Source organism: Burkholderia sp. MSMB1589WGS, from assembly GCF_001636105.1.
Taxonomy (GTDB): Bacteria; Pseudomonadota; Gammaproteobacteria; order Burkholderiales; family Burkholderiaceae; genus Burkholderia; species Burkholderia humptydooensis.
In genome coordinates, this window is record NZ_LNJT01000007.1 from 1825106 (window position 1) to 1840505 (window position 15400).

The window sequence follows — 15400 nt, forward strand, 5'->3', positions numbered from 1 at the left end:
CGACAAAAAACGAGGCGCGCATGCCTTCGGGCATGCGCGCCTCGCCCCCTCCGTCGGCCGCTCAGGCGGTTACATCTTCACTTCGTCCAGGAACGACTTCTTGCCGTTCTTGTAGTCGTACAGCGAAATCACGCCGTGTTGCAGGTCGCCCTTCGAATCGAAGGTCGTCGTGCCGATCACGCCGGTGTAGTTCGTCTTCGGCATCGCCGCGACGATCTTCGCCGGGTCCGTCGAGTTCGCGCGCTTCATCGCGTCGGCGATGATGTATACCGCGTCATACGTGAACGGCGCGTAGATCTGGATCGGCTGGCCGAAGCGCTTCTCGTACTTCGCCCTGAACGCCGCGCCGCCCGGCATTTTTTCCAGCGACGCGCCCGCTTCCGAGCACACGACGTTGTCGGTCGCATCGCCCGCGAGGTCCGCGAGCTTTTCCGTGCAGACGCCGTCGCCCGCGAAGATCTTCGCGCGCAGGCCGAGCTGCTTCGCCTGCTTCGCGAACGGGCCGCCCGTCGCGTCCATGCCGCCGTACATCACGGCATCCGGATTTTCACCCTTGATCTTCGTCAGGATCGCGCGGAAATCGACCGCCTTGTCGTTCGTCGCGTCATGCGACACCACCTTCAGGCCGAGCGCCTTCGCCTTCTTCTCGAACTCGTTCGCAAGACCCTGCCCGTAGGCCGTCGAATCGTCGACGACGGCGACGCTCTTGATTCCCTTCGAGCGCGCGTAGTTCGCGAGCGCCGGGCCCTGCTGCGCATCGGTCGCGACGACGCGGTAGGTCGTCTTGAAGCCTTGCTGCGTGTACGCCGGATTCGTCGCCGACGGCGAGATCTGCACGATGCCCGCATCGCTGTAGATCTTCGAGGCCGGGATCGACGTGCCCGAGTTCAGGTGGCCGACGACCGCGACGACCTTGTCGTCGACGAGCTTCTGCGCGACTTGCGTTGCGGTGCGCGGGTCGGCCGCGTCGTCCTGTGCGTCGAGCTGGAGCGTCACCTTCTGGCCGCCGATCATGAGACCCTTTGCGTTGATCTCCTCGACCGCGAGGCGCGCACCATTTTCGTTGTCCTTACCAAGGTGGGCGATCCCGCCCGTCAACGGTGCGACATGGCCGATCTTGACGACCTGGTCGGCGGCAGCGTTCGTGGCGGCTGCAGCCAACAGCATAGCCGCCGCGCTGATCGGCAGCAGCTTTTGCATCTTGATATTCATGTAAGTCTCCAGTTTCAATCCCAAGAAAACACTTTCACCGACGCCCCGCACCGATCCCCGTGCTCGACAAAAATCACTGGGCATTCGCCGGCTGCATTGCTTTATCCACCTGCACCAATTAAGCGCGCGATGCACCGCATGCGGGGCGGCCTTCACGTGCTTGCGCGCAAGTGTAGGTGATCAAATTTATCAGTAGGATATTTTTAGAGAACTGGGATGACTACCGATGTCGCCTTTTTTCAAAGCCGGGATCGCCGGCCGCAAACCCGCTCCACATAAGGGTTTGCGCCTATTCGGATGAAGAATGAATGCGGAAAATGAAAGGCATGCTTAATGATTGGGAAAGCGATTTTAATCATGTTTTTAATCAATGCTTTCCGGCTGAAATAATTCGGCAAGCAGAACGTATCGACAATGCGGCCGGCGTGCTTTTTTGTCGCGCCGGCCAATTCGTCAGGCTACCGAAATACCCTGGCGGGAAAGGGTCGCGTGCCATTCGGCGTCGAGCGCGTCGATCAATTGAGCGGCCGTTTGCGCTCCATCGCGGTGCTTGCCGAGCGGCGCCCCCTGACCGGACCACAACGACAAATACTCGGCGTCGCCCGCACACGCGGCGGCTTGCCGCAACTCCTGCGTCAACGCGTTTTGCACCGGATAGGGCGCGACCGAATCGAGTCGCTCGGTCAGTTGCGCCATCAGCGCATTGCGGATGCCGCGCGCATGACGGCCCGTGATCGCGCGCGTGACGGATGTCGACGTATCGTCGCTCGCGAGCAGACGCGCTTTCCAGCACGCCGGAATCGCGCTTTCCGCGCACGTGAGGAACGCGGTGCCGAGCTGCGCCGCCTGCGCGCCGAGCGCAAGCGCGGCGGCGATCCCGCGCCCGTCCATGATGCCGCCCGCCGCGAGCACCGGCAGCTCCGTCGCGTCGACGAGCTGCGGCACGAGCGCCATCGTGCCGACGAGCGCGTCTTCGGCCGAGCCGACGAACGTGCCGCGATGGCCGCCCGCTTCCGCGCCTTGCGCGCAGATCGCGTCGGCGCCCGCCGCCCGCCACGCGAGCCCTTCGGCGACATGCGTCGCGGTGCCGATCACATACGTGCCCACGGCCTGCAGCCGCGCGACATCGTCTTTATCGAGCACGCCGAACGTGAAGCTCGCGGCCGGCACGCGCGCATCGACGAGCGCGTCGAGCTGCGCGCGGAAGTCGGGCGCGTAGCGCGCCGGCGGCGCGCCGGGCGGCAGCCCGAACTGCGCGCGCAGCGGATCGATCGCACCGAGCGCACGGCGCACGACCGCGTCGTCCGGATGCGCGTCGGGCAGCACGAACAGATTCACGGCGAACGGGCGGCGCGTCGCTGCGCGCACCGCGGCGATCTCGGCGGCCAGCTTGTCCGGCGCGAACGACGCGCCGCCCAGACTGCCGAGCGCGCCGGCGTTGGAAGCGGCCGCGACGAGCGCGGGCGTCGTCGCGCCGACCATCGGCGCCTGCACGAGCGGCAGGCGCAAATCGAAACGGGCGGCGAACGGAGTCGGAGCGATACGGGAAGTCATGGCGAATCCTCGAATGGATGGGAGGCCGGGATGCGGAGGCGGTCATGCAAAAAGACGGGCGGAATCGAATACTCGACGAACCGACTCTACGCGCACGCGCGATGCGTGAAAAATGAATAATCCAGATCGGTCCGTTCGCGCGGCGAGAAGGCTCGTGGGGGGGGCGTGGGGCCCGCCGATTCGGCCGCCGCGCGCGCCGCGCGAGCCGTTTCGCCGCGCTGCAACGACGCGGGTTTGATGGCACACTGGGCGCCGCATCCCCATTCACCGTCAGGACCTTCACCGGTCTTGCTTTGCCAGGAGATCAGCATGGCTTCGCAATGGATCGACATCCCCGCCGGCAACGACACGTTCGGCGGCTACCTCGCGCTGCCCAAGCGCGGCAAGGGCCCGGCCATCGTCATCATCCAGGAGATCTTCGGCGTGAACGGCCACATCCGTTCGATTGCCGATCAGTACGCGGCCGACGGCTACGTCGCCCTCGCGCCCGACGTGTTCTGGCGCACGCAGCCGCGCGTCGAGCTCGGCTACGAAGGCGCCGACCGCGACAAGGGCATCGAGCTGCTGCAGAAGACGGACGTCGCGCAGGCGGTCGCAGACATCGGCGCGGCCGCGGCGGCGCTGCGCGCGCGCCCCGAGGTCGAGGGCAAGCTGGCCGCGATCGGTTATTGCTTCGGCGGGCGTCTCGCGTATCTCGCGGCGGCGCAGCGGCACGTCGACGTCGCGGTCGCGTATTACGGCGGCGGCATTCAGAATCACGTCGACGTCGCGGCGAAGGTCACGCAGCCGATCCTGTTCCACTACGCGGGCCACGACCAGTCGATTCCGCCCGACGCGGTCGACACGGTGAAGGCCGCGTTCGCCGGCCGCGCGAACGCCAAATTCCACCTGTATCCGGACGCGCAGCACGGCTTCAACTGCCCGGACCGCGCATCGTACGGCCAGCGCGCAGCGGCGCTCGCGCACGGCCGCACGCTGACTTTCCTCGCCGAACACCTGTAAGCTGCCGGCAATCGCCGCGCCCGCGCATCGCGCGGGCGCGCGCCGTGTCACCGCTCTCGCATTTCGAATCGTTCGCCGCTCGTCACCACGGGGGATGACTGTGCAGTCCGACTATCTGTGCCACGACGCGATCGGGCTCGCGCAGCTCGTCGCGCAGCGCGAAGTCAGCGCGCGCGAGCTGCTCGACGCCGCGATCGGCCGCGCGCAAGCGCTCAATCCGGCGCTCAACGCGATCGTGCTGAACGACTACGCGGCCGCGCGCGATCGCGCGACGAGCGGCGCGCTCAACGGCCCGCTCGCCGGCGTGCCGTATCTCGTCAAGGATCTCGGCTCCGCGGTGGGCGGGCTGCCGCTGTCGCTCGGCAGCCGCCACTATCGTCACTACGTGCCGGCCGAAGATTCGCCGCTCATCGCGCGAACGAGGGCGGCCGGGCTCAACATCTTCGGCAAGACCAACACGTCCGAGCTCGGGCAGATGCCGTACACCGAATCGGCGCTGTTCGGCGTGTGCCGCAACCCGTGGAATCTCGATCACACGCCGGGCGGCTCGAGCGGCGGCGCGGCGGCGGCCGTCGCCGCGGGCATCGTGCCGCTCGCGCATGCGTCCGACGGCGGCGGCTCGATCCGGATTCCCGCGTCGTGCTGCGGCCTGTTCGGCTTCAAGCCGTCGCGCGATCCGGCGCTTGCGCCGTGGCCCGTGCCGGGTGAGATCGTCGTCGAGCACGCGGTCTCGCGCAGCGTGCGCGACAGCGCGCTCCTCCTCGACATCACCACCGGGCGGATTGCGCCGGGCGCACTCGACGGTGCGGGCGCGCCCGGCACGTATCTCGGCGCGCTCGACGCGCCGCCGCCCGCGCTGAAGATCGGCTACGTGACGGACCCGATGCTCGCGCCGGCGCTGTCGGCTGACGTGCGCGACGCGCTCGATCACACCGCGTCGCTTGCCGCGTCGCTCGGGCACAACGTCGAGCCGGTAGCGTTCAACCTCGACTTCGCGCAGATCGGCGAGGTATTCCTGACGATCTGGGCGGCGATCGCCGACGAGCTCGTGCTCGGCGCGGAGCGCATCACTGGGCGCAAGCCGGCGCGCGCCGAATTCGAGCCGGCGACGTGGGCGATGGCGCAGGTCGGCCGCCGGCTCGCGCGCGAGCGGCTGCCGCACATGCTCGAGCTGCAGCGGCAGATCACCGCGCGCGTCGCGGGCCTCGTGTCGCGCTATGACGTGATCCTGTGCGCGACGCTCGCCGCGCCGCCGATCAAGATCGGCGCAATGCAGCCGACGCCGTTCGAGACGCGGCAGATGGAGCTGCTCGGCGTGCTGCCGATGAAGCCGCTCCTCAAGCGCATGCTCGCGGAAGCGTCGCAGCAGGCGTTCGCGTGGGCGGGCTGCACGGAGCTCTTCAACCTGACCGGGCAGCCGGCGATGTCGGTGCCGCTGCACTGGACCGCGCGCGGGCTGCCGGTCGGCGTTCAGTTCGTCGCGCGGCACGGCGACGATGCGCGCCTGTTCACGCTCGCGCGTCAGCTCGAGCTCGCGCAGCCGTGGTTCGACAAGCGACCGCCGCTCGCGCACGCGCAGGCGTGAGCGGCGGGCGATGAGCGACGAATGCGGCGCGCAGCCGCACGGGCCGCGCCGGCCGGCGTCAGAGCCCCAGCCGCTCGCAGACGATCTTCGTCGCCGCCGCGCCGTTGAGCGTGTAGAAGTGCAGACCGGGCACGCCCGCGTCGACGAGCCGCCGGCAAAGCCCCGTGACGACGTCCGCGCCGAACGCGCGGATCGAGTCCTTGTCGTCGCCGAAGCTTTCGAGCCGGCGCGCGATCCAGCGCGGCACTTCCGCGCCGCACATCTCGGAGAAGCGCATCAACTGCGAGAAGTTCGTGATCGGCATGATGCCCGGCACGACCGGCACGTCGACGCCGAGCTTCGCCGCGTCTTCGACGAAGCGGAAATACGCGTCCGCGTTGTAGAAGTACTGCGTGATCGCGGCGTTCGCGCCCGCCTTCACCTTGCGCGCGAAGTTCTCTAGATCGGCCTTCGGCGAGCGCGCCTGCGGGTGATACTCGGGATACGCGGCCACTTCGATCCGGAACCAGTCGCCGTGCTCGGCGCGGATGAAGCTGACGAGCTCGGACGCATAGCGCAGCTCGCCCACCTCGCCCATGCCGGACGGCAGATCGCCGCGCAGCGCGACGATGTGGCGGATGCCGTGCGAGCGGTACTGGTCGAGAATCGCGCGCAGGCTGTCCTTCGACGAGCCGATGCACGACAGATGCGGCGCGGCCTCGAGCCCCGCTTTCTGCATGTCGAGCACGGTGTCGAGCGTGCCTTGCTGCGTCGAGCCGCCCGCGCCGAACGTGACGGACACGAATTTCGGCTTGAGCGGCGCGAGCTGCGCGCGCGTCGCGCGCAGCTTGTCGACGCCTTCCGCCGTCTTCGGCGGAAAGAATTCAAAGGAAAGTTCGATCGGGTTCATGATTCAGGTGTCCCCCCGTCAGCCGATATTGCGCTGACCGAAGATCAGGGCGGACAGCAGCCACGACACGATGCTGTACAGGATCGAACCGAAGAACGCGGACCAGAATCCCGACACTTCGAAGCCCTTCAGCAGCGACGCCGCGAGCCAGAAGCACAGCGCGTTCACGACGAGGATGAAGAGGCCGAGTGTGACGATCGTCACGGGCAGCGTGAGCAGGATCAGGACCGGCCGGATCACCGCATTGATGAGACCCAGCACGACCGCGACGACGAGCGCCGTGCCGAAGCTCTTGATGTGGATCGACGGCACGAGGTACGTGATGATCAAGAGCGCGAGCGCGTTGATGATCCAGGTCAGGATGACGGTCATGGGTTGCTCCTTCTGCGGTTGACGATCCGGCCGGGCGCGGCCGCCCCGGAAGATGAGAACGCGCGACGCGTCGGGCGGCGCACTTCGCCCGCCGACGCGCCGCGCGCGGCGGACGTCAGGCGAGCGGCCGCCCGGCGCCCGCGCGCCGGGTACGGATCAAGATATCAGTAACGATAGTGATCCGGCTTGAACGGGCCCGCCTTCGACACGCCGATGTACGCCGCCTGATCGTCCGACAGCTCGGAGAGCTGCGCGCCGATGCGCGCGAGGTGCAGGCGCGCGACCTTTTCGTCGAGGTGCTTCGGCAGCACGTACACCTTGTTGCCGTACTCGCCGCCGCGCGTGAACAGCTCGATCTGCGCGAGGGTCTGGTTCGTGAACGAGTTCGACATCACGAACGACGGGTGGCCCGTCGCGCAGCCGAGGTTCACGAGGCGGCCTTCAGCCAGCAGGATCACGCGCTTGCCGTCCGGGAAGATGATGTGGTCGACCTGCGGCTTGATGTTCTCCCACTGGTACTGGCGGGTCGACGCGACGTCGATTTCCGAATCGAAGTGGCCGATGTTGCAGACGATCGCGTTGTGGCGCATCGCCTTCATGTGATCGTGGTTGATCACGTGGTAGTTGCCGGTCGCCGTCACGAAGATGTCGGCCTTGTCGGCCGCGTATTCCATCGTCACGACGCGGTAGCCTTCCATCGCCGCCTGCAGCGCGCAGATCGGATCGATTTCCGTCACCCACACCGTAGCGCCCAGGCCGCGCAGCGACTGCGCGCAGCCCTTGCCCACGTCGCCGTAGCCCGCGACCACCGCGATCTTGCCCGCGATCATCACGTCGGTCGCGCGCTTGATGCCGTCGACGAGCGACTCGCGGCAGCCGTACAGGTTGTCGAACTTCGACTTCGTCACCGAATCGTTCACGTTGAACGCCGGGAACGGCAGGCGGCCGTCCTTTTCCATCTGGTACAGGCGGTGCACGCCCGTCGTCGTCTCCTCGGTCACGCCCTTGATGTGCGCGAGGCGCTTCGAGTACCAGTTGCCGTCGGCCTCGAGGTGGCGCTCGATCGACTTGAAGAGCGCGACTTCTTCCTCGTTGGTCGGCGTCGCGATCACCGAGCGGTCCTTCTCGGCCTTCGAGCCGAGGATGAGGAGCAGCGTCGCATCGCCGCCGTCGTCGAGGATCATGTTCGCGAACTCGCCGTTCGGCCATTCGAAGATGCGGTGCGAGAACTCCCAGTATTCGTCGAGCGATTCGCCCTTGAACGCGAAGACGGGCGTGCCGGCTTCGACGATCGCGGCGGCCGCGTGATCCTGCGTCGAGAAGATGTTGCACGACGCCCAGCGGACGTCCGCGCCGAGCGCCTTCAGCGTCTCGATCAGCACGCCCGTCTGGATCGTCATGTGCAGCGAGCCGGCGATGCGCGCGCCTTTCAGCGGCTGCTGCGCCTTGTATTCGTCGCGGATCTGCACGAGGCCGGGCATCTCGGTCTCGGCGATGTTCAGTTCCTTGCGGCCCCAGCCGGCCAACGCGATATCGGCGACGACGTAATCTTGTGCGGATTGGGAATCGATGACAGCGGCGTTCATCACGCCCTCCTTTCTAAAAAAAGTTCTAGAAAATTGTGACGTGAGCGCCGTTCAAGTAAGCGGCCGACATCGGCGGGAACGATCGCCGCTAAGCGACGATGCTGCGCCGACACACCGCTCGGTTGACCATTTCCGAGCCTGGCGGGCGAGGCCCGTCGCAACGCTCCTCGGAAACGAGGTGGGATTGTAGCAAATCGAGACGAAATTTTCCTGTCGGGCGGGGCCGGCCGCTCCCGTGCGGCATTTTGCCCGCTTCGCCGGCGCGCGCGGTTCAGCCGCGCCTCGCGCGCGAGGCCGCCGCGCGGCCGCTCAGCTCTCCGTGCCGACCCACGCCTGCTCGCGCAGCTTCGCGCGCAGCCGCGCGACCGCCTGGCTGTGCAGTTGGCACACGCGCGACTCGCTCACCTCGAGCACCGCGCCGATCTCGCGCAGGTTCAGCCCGCGCTCGTAGTACAGCGACATCAGCAGCTTCTCGCGCTCCGGCAGGTGCTCGATCGCATCGACGAGCGCGTCGCGCAGATGCTCGTCGAGCAGCGCCGACAGCGGATCGCTGTGATCGGCGCGGTAGCGGTCGAGAAACGGCTCGTCGTCGGCCGAGCGGTCGAAGTCCTCGTAGTAGACGAGCTGGCTGCCGTGCAGGTCCTGCAGCATCGACTGGTACTCGTCGAGCGGCATCTGCAGGTGCGCGGCGATCTCCGTCTCGTTCGCCGAGCGGCCGAGCCGCTGCTCGACCTGATGCACCGCGTGCTCGACCTCGCGCGAGGTCTTGCGCAGGCTGCGCGGCAGCCAGTCGTTGCTGCGCAGCTCGTCGAGCATCGCGCCGCGGATGCGCTGCGTCGCATAGGTCTCGAACTGCGCCCCCTGGTCTTCCTTGTAGCGGCTCGCCGCGTCGAGCAGGCCGATCATGCCGGCCTGGATCAGGTCGTCGAGGTCCACGCTCGCCGGCATCTTCGCGACGAGCTGCAGGCCGAGGCGACGCACGAGCGGCGCATATTGCGTCAGCACTTCGTCCTGGGAAATCTTGCCTTGAGCGTTATACATCATGCCCTCTCTTCGTCGTGGCGTTCAGGCGGCATGAGCCGCGCCTCGTTCAAACGCCGAACTTCCCGTCCGGACCCGGCCGATGCCCGGACTCGGGCGCATCGGCCAATACAGCAGATCGGCGGCGATCTGCCGGTAATCGCGCGCCGCCGCCGCCGACGGGAACGCGTCCACCACCGTGTGCGCGAGCCCGCGCGCGCGCTCGATCAGCGCATCGGCGGCGACGCAACCGGCGTTCGACAGCGACACGCACAGATACCGGCTCGCGACGCCCGCGAGGTTCTCGTAGGCGGCTCTCGCGTCGGCCGCGCTCTGCACGTGATTGATCAGCACGCGAAACTGCGCGAGCGCGTGCGCGTAGTGCAGCCGCTTCATGCACGCGTACGCCTCGGTGATCGCCGACGCCGACACGCGCGTGACGATGAGCACGTCGTGCGCGTCGCGCGCGAGCGCGGAGAACGCGCCGCTCGCGTCGAGCTGCGCGTCGACCAGCACGATGTCCGCCGCGCCGTCGCCGAGCGTCTCGAGCTGCGCATCGCTGTAGCCGACGCGCGCGAGCCGCGACGCCTCGCACACCGCGAAGCCGAGCTCGTGCCGCACCGGCTCGCCGTCGCGCAGCCACGAGCCGCACAGCGTCGCCGTGATCGAGCGGACGTTCGCGCGCTCGTCGACGACGAGCACGTCCTTGCCGAGCGCGGCGAGCGCCGCGGCGAGATTGGCGACCGTCGACGTGCAGCCGACGCCCGACGGTCCGCCCGTCACCGCGACGACGCGCGACGCGCGTCCGGCGAGCAGGCGCCGCAATCCTTCTGCCTGGTCGGCGATGCGCTTATCCAAAGCGGACCTCGTGCAGTTCGTTGCCGGTGCGCGGGCTCAACGCGGACAGCATCGCCGGCAGGTCGTCGTCGTGCGGCACGAACGGCGAATCCTCGCGCGGCGCGCAGAACGCGCTCTTGAGCAGGAATTTCTTCGTCGCGACGTACAGGTTCTCGGGCACCTTCTGGCCGGTCGACACGTAGTGGACCGGCAGCTTGTAGCGGATCACCGTGTCGAGCACGCCGCCCAGGTTGCTCGCCTCGTCGAGCTTCGTCAGGATGCAGCCCGCGAGATCGGGCAGGGCCGCTTCAGACTGGCCGGCCGCGCTGCGATACGCCTGCACGACTTCGTTGAGCGTGTCGCCGTGGCTCGTCGCGTTCAGCAGCAGCAGGCGCTGCACCGGCGTGTCCGCGCCGTGCAGCATCGCGATCTGGTCGGACACCGTGCGGTCGCGCTGGCTCATGCCGATCGTGTCGATCAGCACCATGTGCTTGTTGCGCAGCTCGGCAAGCGCGAGCTGCAGATCGCCGCCGTCCTTCACCGCATGCACCGGCACGCCGAGGATCTTGCCGAAGATGCGCAGTTGCTCGTGGCCGCCGATCCGGTAGCTGTCCGTCGTGAGCAGCGCGACCTTGCTCGCGCCGAAGCGCATCACGCAGCGCGCCGCGAGCTTCGCGGTCGTCGTCGTCTTGCCGACGCCCGTCGGGCCCATCAGCGCGAACACGCCGCCGCGCTCCATCAGCGCATCCTCGCTGTCGAGCACGGGCAGGTTCGCCGCGAGCACCGACTGCGCCCAGTCGGCCGCTGCGTCGAGCGTGTCGTAGCCCGCGCCTTCCGGCAGGTTGTCGACGATCATCCGCACGAGCTGCGCGGAGAAGCCCGCCGCGAACAGGTATTTCGTCAGCGCGCCGTGCACCGGGTTGCGGCGCTGGCGCTCGTTCCACATCAGGCCCGCGAACTGCTCTTCCATCAGCTCGCGCAGCGAGCCGAGCTCCTGCATCACCGTATCGTTGACGATGCGCTCGATGCGCGCCTTCACCGCGTCTGCGACGGCGGTTGCCGCATCCTCCGGGAGGCGCAGCGCCGGCTTCGCCGCCGAAGGTTCGTCGGGCGGCAGCCGGCGCGCGGCATGGCGCACGATGTCGAGCGCCCATTCGGGCGCTTCGTCGGCTACCGCGCGCTCGCGCGGCGCGTGCGTTGCGCGCGCCGCGGCGCGCGGCCGCGCAACGAGCTCGTCGTGCTGCTTCGTCAGCCGCTTCGCGTGCTCGACGAGCCACGGCGCGGGCTCGGACGGCGCGGCGGGCTGGGCGGGCATGGAGACGGCGGGCTGCGCGTCGCCGTCGGCCGATGTGTCGACGCTCGCGCCGAACACCGACGAGAACACGTCGGGCATGCCGCCCGCCGCGTACGGATTCGCGGCCGCGCGCAACGTCGGCGCCGAGGCCGACGCGCCGGACGCGGCAGCGCTCGGCACGACGACCGATGCGGCGGGCGACGCGAACGACGGCCCCGAAGGCGCATGCGGCTGGGCCGCGCCGTGCGCGGCAGCCTCGGCCGCGCGGCGCGTCGAGATGTCGGCGAGCTCGGCGGCGGGCAGCGCGACGATCTCGACGCGCCCGTCTTCGAGCGTCCGGTTGGACAGTACCGCCGCGTCGGCACCCATCGCTTCGCGCACGAGGCGCAGCGCGTCGCGGCTCGTCGGACCAATGAATTTGCGAATGTTCAAGCGGTACCCCCAATGACGTTAACGACCTTGATCGTGCGCGTGTCCGGCACTTCGGCGTAGGACAGCACTTTCAATTGCGGCAGGCTGCGGCGCAGGAAGCGCGCGAGCATCGCGCGCAGCGCGTGCTGGACGAGCAGCACGGGCGGCAGCCCCATGTTCTGTTGGCGCAACATCGCGTCTTGCGTGCCGACGAGCAGCGTGTGCGCGAGCCCCGGCTCGAGGCCCGGATTCGCACCCGTGGCGAGCGCCTGCGACAGCACGCGCTCGAGATTCGCGTCGAGCCCCATCACCTGCATCTCGCCCGCGCCCGGATACCACTGCTGCGTGATCGCGCGGCCGAGCGAAAGACGCACGGCGGCCGTGAGGTCGTACGGATCGGTGATGCGGCCCGCCTGCTCGGACACGGCCTCGATGATCGTGCGCATGTCGCGGATCGGCACGCCTTCGTCGAGCAGGCTCTGCAGCACCTTCTGCAGCGTCGTGAGCGAGATCGTCTTCGGCACCAGATCCTCGACGAGCGACGGCGCGTCCTTGCCGGTGCGCTCGATGAGCGCCTGCACTTCCTGGCGGCCGAGCAGCTCGGCCGCGTGCTGGACGACGAGATGATTCAGATGCGTCGCGACGACGGTGCTCGCGTCGACGACCGTGTAGCCGTACACCTGCGCCTGCTCGCGCAGCGCCGTGTCGATCCACACGGCGGGCAGCCCGAACGCCGGGTCCTGCGTCGGCGCGCCCGGCAGCGCGGCCGTAACCTGGCCCGGGTTGATCGCGAGCCACTGGCCCGGATACGCTTCGCCCGTGCCGACCGCGACGCCCTTGAGCGCGATCCGGTACGCGTTCGGGCGCAGCTCGAGGTTGTCGCGGATATGGATGACGGGCGGCAAAAAGCCGATTTCCTGCGCGAATTTCTTGCGGATGCTCTTGATCCGCTTGAGCAGCTCGCCGTCGGCGTTCCTGTCGACGAGCGGAATCAGCCGGTAGCCGACTTCGAGGCCGAGCGGATCGATGAGCGTCACGTCTTCCCATGTCGCCTCGTGGCTGTCGGCCGGCAGCGCCGCGGGCGGCGCGATCTCGGCGACCATGCCCGCCGCCTTCTTCGCGGCCTCGCGCCGGGTCATCGTGCGCGACAGCCAGATCGCGCCGCCGCCGAGCAGCAGGAACGCGAAATGCGGCATGTTCGGGATGAGGCCCATCAGCACGATGATCGAGCCCGTGATCATCAGCACGCGCGGGTTCGTGAAAAGCTGCGTCGTGAGCTGCGTGCCGATGTCCTCGTCGGTCGCGACGCGCGAGACGATCACGCCGGCCGCGGTCGAGATCACGAGCGACGGGATCTGCGCGACGAGGCCGTCGCCGATCGTGAGCAGCGTGTAGTTCTTGCCCGCCGCGGCGAAGCTCATGTCGTGCTGGAGAATCCCGACGATGAGGCCGCCGATCACGTTGATCGCCATGATGATGAGGCCCGCGATCGCGTCGCCGCGCACGAACTTCGACGCGCCGTCCATCGACCCGTAGAACTCCGCCTCCTGCGCGACCGCCCGGCGGCGCTTCTTCGCCTGCTCTTCGTTGATGAGGCCGGCGTTCAGGTCGGCGTCGATCGCCATCTGCTTGCCGGGCATCGCGTCGAGCGTGAAGCGCGCGGACACTTCGGCGATCCGGCCCGCGCCCTTCGTGATCACCATGAAGTTGATGATCATCAGGATCACGAACACGACGATGCCGACCGCGAAGTTGCCGCCGACGAGGAAGTGGCCGAACGCCTCGATCACCTGGCCGGCCGCGTCGGGGCCCGTGTGGCCTTCGAGCAGCACGATGCGCGTCGACGCGACGTTCAGCGACAGGCGCAGGAGCGTCGAGAACAGCAGCACGCTCGGGAACGCTGCGAAGTCGAGCGGCTTCATCGTGTACATGCTGACGAGCAGCACCATCACCGACAGCGCGATGTTGAACGTGAAGAACAGATCGAGCAGCAGCGGCGGCAGCGGCAGGATCATCATCCCGAGAATCATGCAGATGAGGATCGGGCCCGCGAGCGCGCGCAGGTTCGTGCCCGCGAAAAGCTGCGCGCGCTTGCCGAGGAGGCCGGCCGGCATGTTCATGCGGCACCTCCGGCGGCGCGGCCGCCGAGCGCGTCCTCGGCCTCTTCGCGCTCGTCTTGCGGCGCGACGTGCGCGCCCTTGTCGAGTTCCGCCGGCACGTCGAGATCGACGGGCGTCTCGGGCGCGATCCCGCCTTCGGCGTGAAAGCGCTTCAACTGATACACCCACGCGAGCACTTCGGCGACGGCCGAATACAGCGTGCCAGGAATCTCGCGCTCGAGATCGACGTTGTGATAGAGCGCACGCGCGAGCGGCGGCGCTTCGAGGAGCGGCACGCGGTGCTCGGCCGCGAGCTCGCGGATCCGCGCGGCGACGAGGTTCACGCCCTTCGCGACGACCTTCGGCGCGCGCATCTCGCCGTCCGTGTACTTGAGCGCGACCGCGAAGCGCGTCGGGTTCGTGACGACGACGTCGGCCGTCGGCACGTTCGCCATCATCCGGCGGCGCGCCATCGCGCGCTGCTGCTGGCGAATCCGCCCCTTCACGTGCGGATCGCCTTCGTTCTCGCGGTGTTCGCGCTTCACTTCTTCCTTCGTCATGCGCAGCTTCTTGTTGTACTGCCAGAGTTGGTACGGCACGTCGAGGCCCGCGACGACGAGCATCCCCGCCACCGTCATCCCGCAGCACACGGCGACGAGATGCAGCGCGCCGGCGAGCGCCGCATCGAGCGGCTGGGTCGCGAGGCCGAGCAATTCGTCCTTGCTGCGCCAGATCGCGATGCCGCCGATCCCGCCGACGACGAGCGTCTTCGCAATCGACATCCCGAGCTGGATCGGACCTTGAATCGAGAAAATGCGGCCGAGGCCCGTGACCGGGTTCAGGCGATCGAACTTCAGCTCGAACGTCTTCGTCGACACGAGCCAGCCGCCGAGCGCCATCGGCGCGGCGAGCGCCGCGACGCCGGTGAGCGCGAGCACGGGCGCGAGCGCGTAGAGCCCTTCGAGGCTCAGCGTGCCCGCGTGCGACAGCATCCGGTTCGTGTCGAACGCGGCTGCGCGATCGAACGAGAACGCGGCGCGCATCATCGTGCGCAGGTGCTCGCCGATCGGGCCCGACAGCATCCACGCGCCATAGAAGCCTGCCGACAGCAGCGCGAACGAAGCCAGCTCGCGCGAGCGCGCGACCTGCCCCTCCTCGCGCGCCTTCTCGCGGCGCTTGGGCGTGGCGGCTTCTGTCCGGTCGAGATCGCTGTCCTCAGCCACGCGGGCCTCCAGATGGCGCGGCGGGATGCCGCTTTCCAGTGACACCGATTATTCCCGCGGCGGTCAACGGGCGATCGGTCGAGGAAAGCGGGAAAACCGGGGTATTTCTTCGAATCGGTTGCGGGGGAGAACGGCGGGTGTAAGGGGGTCTTGGGGGCGCGATCGGGCAGCGATCGGGGAGCGGGAGCGGAGGCCGGAAGCGCGAAGCGGACAGCGGCCTGCTCGCCGAGGCTCCCGCCGCCTGACGCGCCGCGCGCGGCCCCGCGGCTTTCGTCGTCTCGATGCAAAAAGGGGCGCGATTTTTCTCGCGCCCCTT

The 15400-nt window shown here is 68.3% G+C and carries 12 protein-coding genes and 1 riboswitch; of the genes, 2 read left to right on the plus strand and 10 right to left on the minus strand.

What is annotated here, in order from left to right:
- Positions 1-69 precede the first annotated feature (69 nt).
- Complete coding sequence (locus WT16_RS16365; protein WP_043281838.1) at positions 70-1212, minus strand: branched-chain amino acid ABC transporter substrate-binding protein; 1143 nt, start codon at positions 1210-1212, stop codon at positions 70-72.
- 453 nt (positions 1213-1665) lie between these two features.
- The gene (locus WT16_RS16370) at positions 1666-2766 is read right to left on the minus strand and encodes a nitronate monooxygenase (RefSeq protein ID WP_063533699.1); all 1101 of its coding nucleotides are present in this window, start codon (positions 2764-2766) and stop codon (positions 1666-1668) included.
- A 309-nt stretch (positions 2767-3075) separates the two neighbouring features.
- Here WT16_RS16370 and WT16_RS16375 point away from each other — a divergent pair, with 309 nt between their 5' ends.
- Both WT16_RS16375 and WT16_RS16380 read left to right on the plus strand, forming a co-directional pair.
- Complete coding sequence (locus WT16_RS16375) at positions 3076-3768, plus strand: dienelactone hydrolase family protein (RefSeq protein WP_063533700.1); 693 nt, start codon at positions 3076-3078, stop codon at positions 3766-3768.
- Positions 3769-3862: 94 nt separating this feature from the next.
- Entirely contained in the window at positions 3863-5353 is a 1491-nt protein-coding gene (locus WT16_RS16380; protein ID WP_041861557.1) for an amidase family protein, read from the plus strand.
- A gap of 58 nt (positions 5354-5411) precedes the next feature.
- Here WT16_RS16380 and metF read toward each other — a convergent pair whose 3' ends face one another.
- The 8 genes from metF to flhB form a co-directional block, all read right to left on the minus strand.
- Positions 5412-6242 carry a methylenetetrahydrofolate reductase [NAD(P)H] gene (gene metF, locus WT16_RS16385; RefSeq protein ID WP_006023806.1) on the minus strand — a complete coding sequence of 277 codons (831 nt, stop codon included), beginning with the start codon at positions 6240-6242 and terminating at the stop codon, positions 5412-5414.
- An 18-nt stretch (positions 6243-6260) separates the two neighbouring features.
- Positions 6261-6614 (minus strand): phage holin family protein, encoded by a 354-nt coding sequence (locus WT16_RS16390; RefSeq protein ID WP_006023807.1) that lies wholly within the window; start codon positions 6612-6614, stop codon positions 6261-6263.
- 164 nt (positions 6615-6778) lie between these two features.
- Positions 6779-8200, minus strand: coding sequence for an adenosylhomocysteinase (gene ahcY, locus WT16_RS16395; protein ID WP_015601770.1), 1422 nt, complete (start codon positions 8198-8200; stop codon positions 6779-6781).
- A 35-nt stretch (positions 8201-8235) separates the two neighbouring features.
- A riboswitch (S-adenosyl-L-homocysteine riboswitch) is annotated at positions 8236-8375 on the minus strand.
- Between the two features lie 134 nt (positions 8376-8509).
- Complete coding sequence (locus WT16_RS16400; RefSeq protein ID WP_006023809.1) at positions 8510-9244, minus strand: RNA polymerase sigma factor FliA; 735 nt, start codon at positions 9242-9244, stop codon at positions 8510-8512.
- 21 nt (positions 9245-9265) lie between these two features.
- The gene (locus WT16_RS16405) at positions 9266-10078 is read right to left on the minus strand and encodes a flagellar biosynthesis protein FlhG (RefSeq protein WP_006023810.1); all 813 of its coding nucleotides are present in this window, start codon (positions 10076-10078) and stop codon (positions 9266-9268) included.
- Positions 10071-11783 (minus strand): flagellar biosynthesis protein FlhF, encoded by a 1713-nt coding sequence (gene flhF, locus WT16_RS16410; protein ID WP_063533701.1) that lies wholly within the window; start codon positions 11781-11783, stop codon positions 10071-10073. The genes WT16_RS16405 and flhF overlap by 8 nt, the downstream gene beginning before the upstream one ends.
- The gene (gene flhA, locus WT16_RS16415; RefSeq protein WP_059934770.1) at positions 11780-13882 is read right to left on the minus strand and encodes a flagellar biosynthesis protein FlhA; all 2103 of its coding nucleotides are present in this window, start codon (positions 13880-13882) and stop codon (positions 11780-11782) included. The genes flhF and flhA overlap by 4 nt, the downstream gene beginning before the upstream one ends.
- On the minus strand, positions 13879-15084 hold the full coding sequence (gene flhB / locus WT16_RS16420) for a flagellar biosynthesis protein FlhB (RefSeq protein ID WP_006023813.1): 1206 nt from the start codon (positions 15082-15084) through the stop codon (positions 13879-13881). Before flhB ends, flhA begins: the two co-directional genes overlap by 4 nt.
- Positions 15085-15400 lie beyond the last annotated feature (316 nt).

What these genes read in the sequence shown, in the direction of transcription:
- WT16_RS16370 (WP_063533699.1), bottom strand. Translation starts at nt 2,766, where the DNA reads ATGACTTCCCGTATCGCTCCGACTCCGTTCGCCGCCCGTTTCGATTTG.
- WT16_RS16365 (WP_043281838.1), bottom strand. Translation starts at nt 1,212, where the DNA reads ATGAATATCAAGATGCAAAAGCTGCTGCCGATCAGCGCGGCGGCTATG.
- WT16_RS16375 (WP_063533700.1), top strand. Translation starts at nt 3,076, where the DNA reads ATGGCTTCGCAATGGATCGACATCCCCGCCGGCAACGACACGTTCGGC.
- WT16_RS16400 (WP_006023809.1), bottom strand. Translation starts at nt 9,244, where the DNA reads ATGATGTATAACGCTCAAGGCAAGATTTCCCAGGACGAAGTGCTGACG.
- WT16_RS16380 (WP_041861557.1), top strand. Translation starts at nt 3,863, where the DNA reads ATGACTGTGCAGTCCGACTATCTGTGCCACGACGCGATCGGGCTCGCG.
- flhA (WP_059934770.1), bottom strand. Translation starts at nt 13,882, where the DNA reads ATGAACATGCCGGCCGGCCTCCTCGGCAAGCGCGCGCAGCTTTTCGCG.
- WT16_RS16390 (WP_006023807.1), bottom strand. Translation starts at nt 6,614, where the DNA reads ATGACCGTCATCCTGACCTGGATCATCAACGCGCTCGCGCTCTTGATC.
- ahcY (WP_015601770.1), bottom strand. Translation starts at nt 8,200, where the DNA reads ATGAACGCCGCTGTCATCGATTCCCAATCCGCACAAGATTACGTCGTC.
- metF (WP_006023806.1), bottom strand. Translation starts at nt 6,242, where the DNA reads ATGAACCCGATCGAACTTTCCTTTGAATTCTTTCCGCCGAAGACGGCG.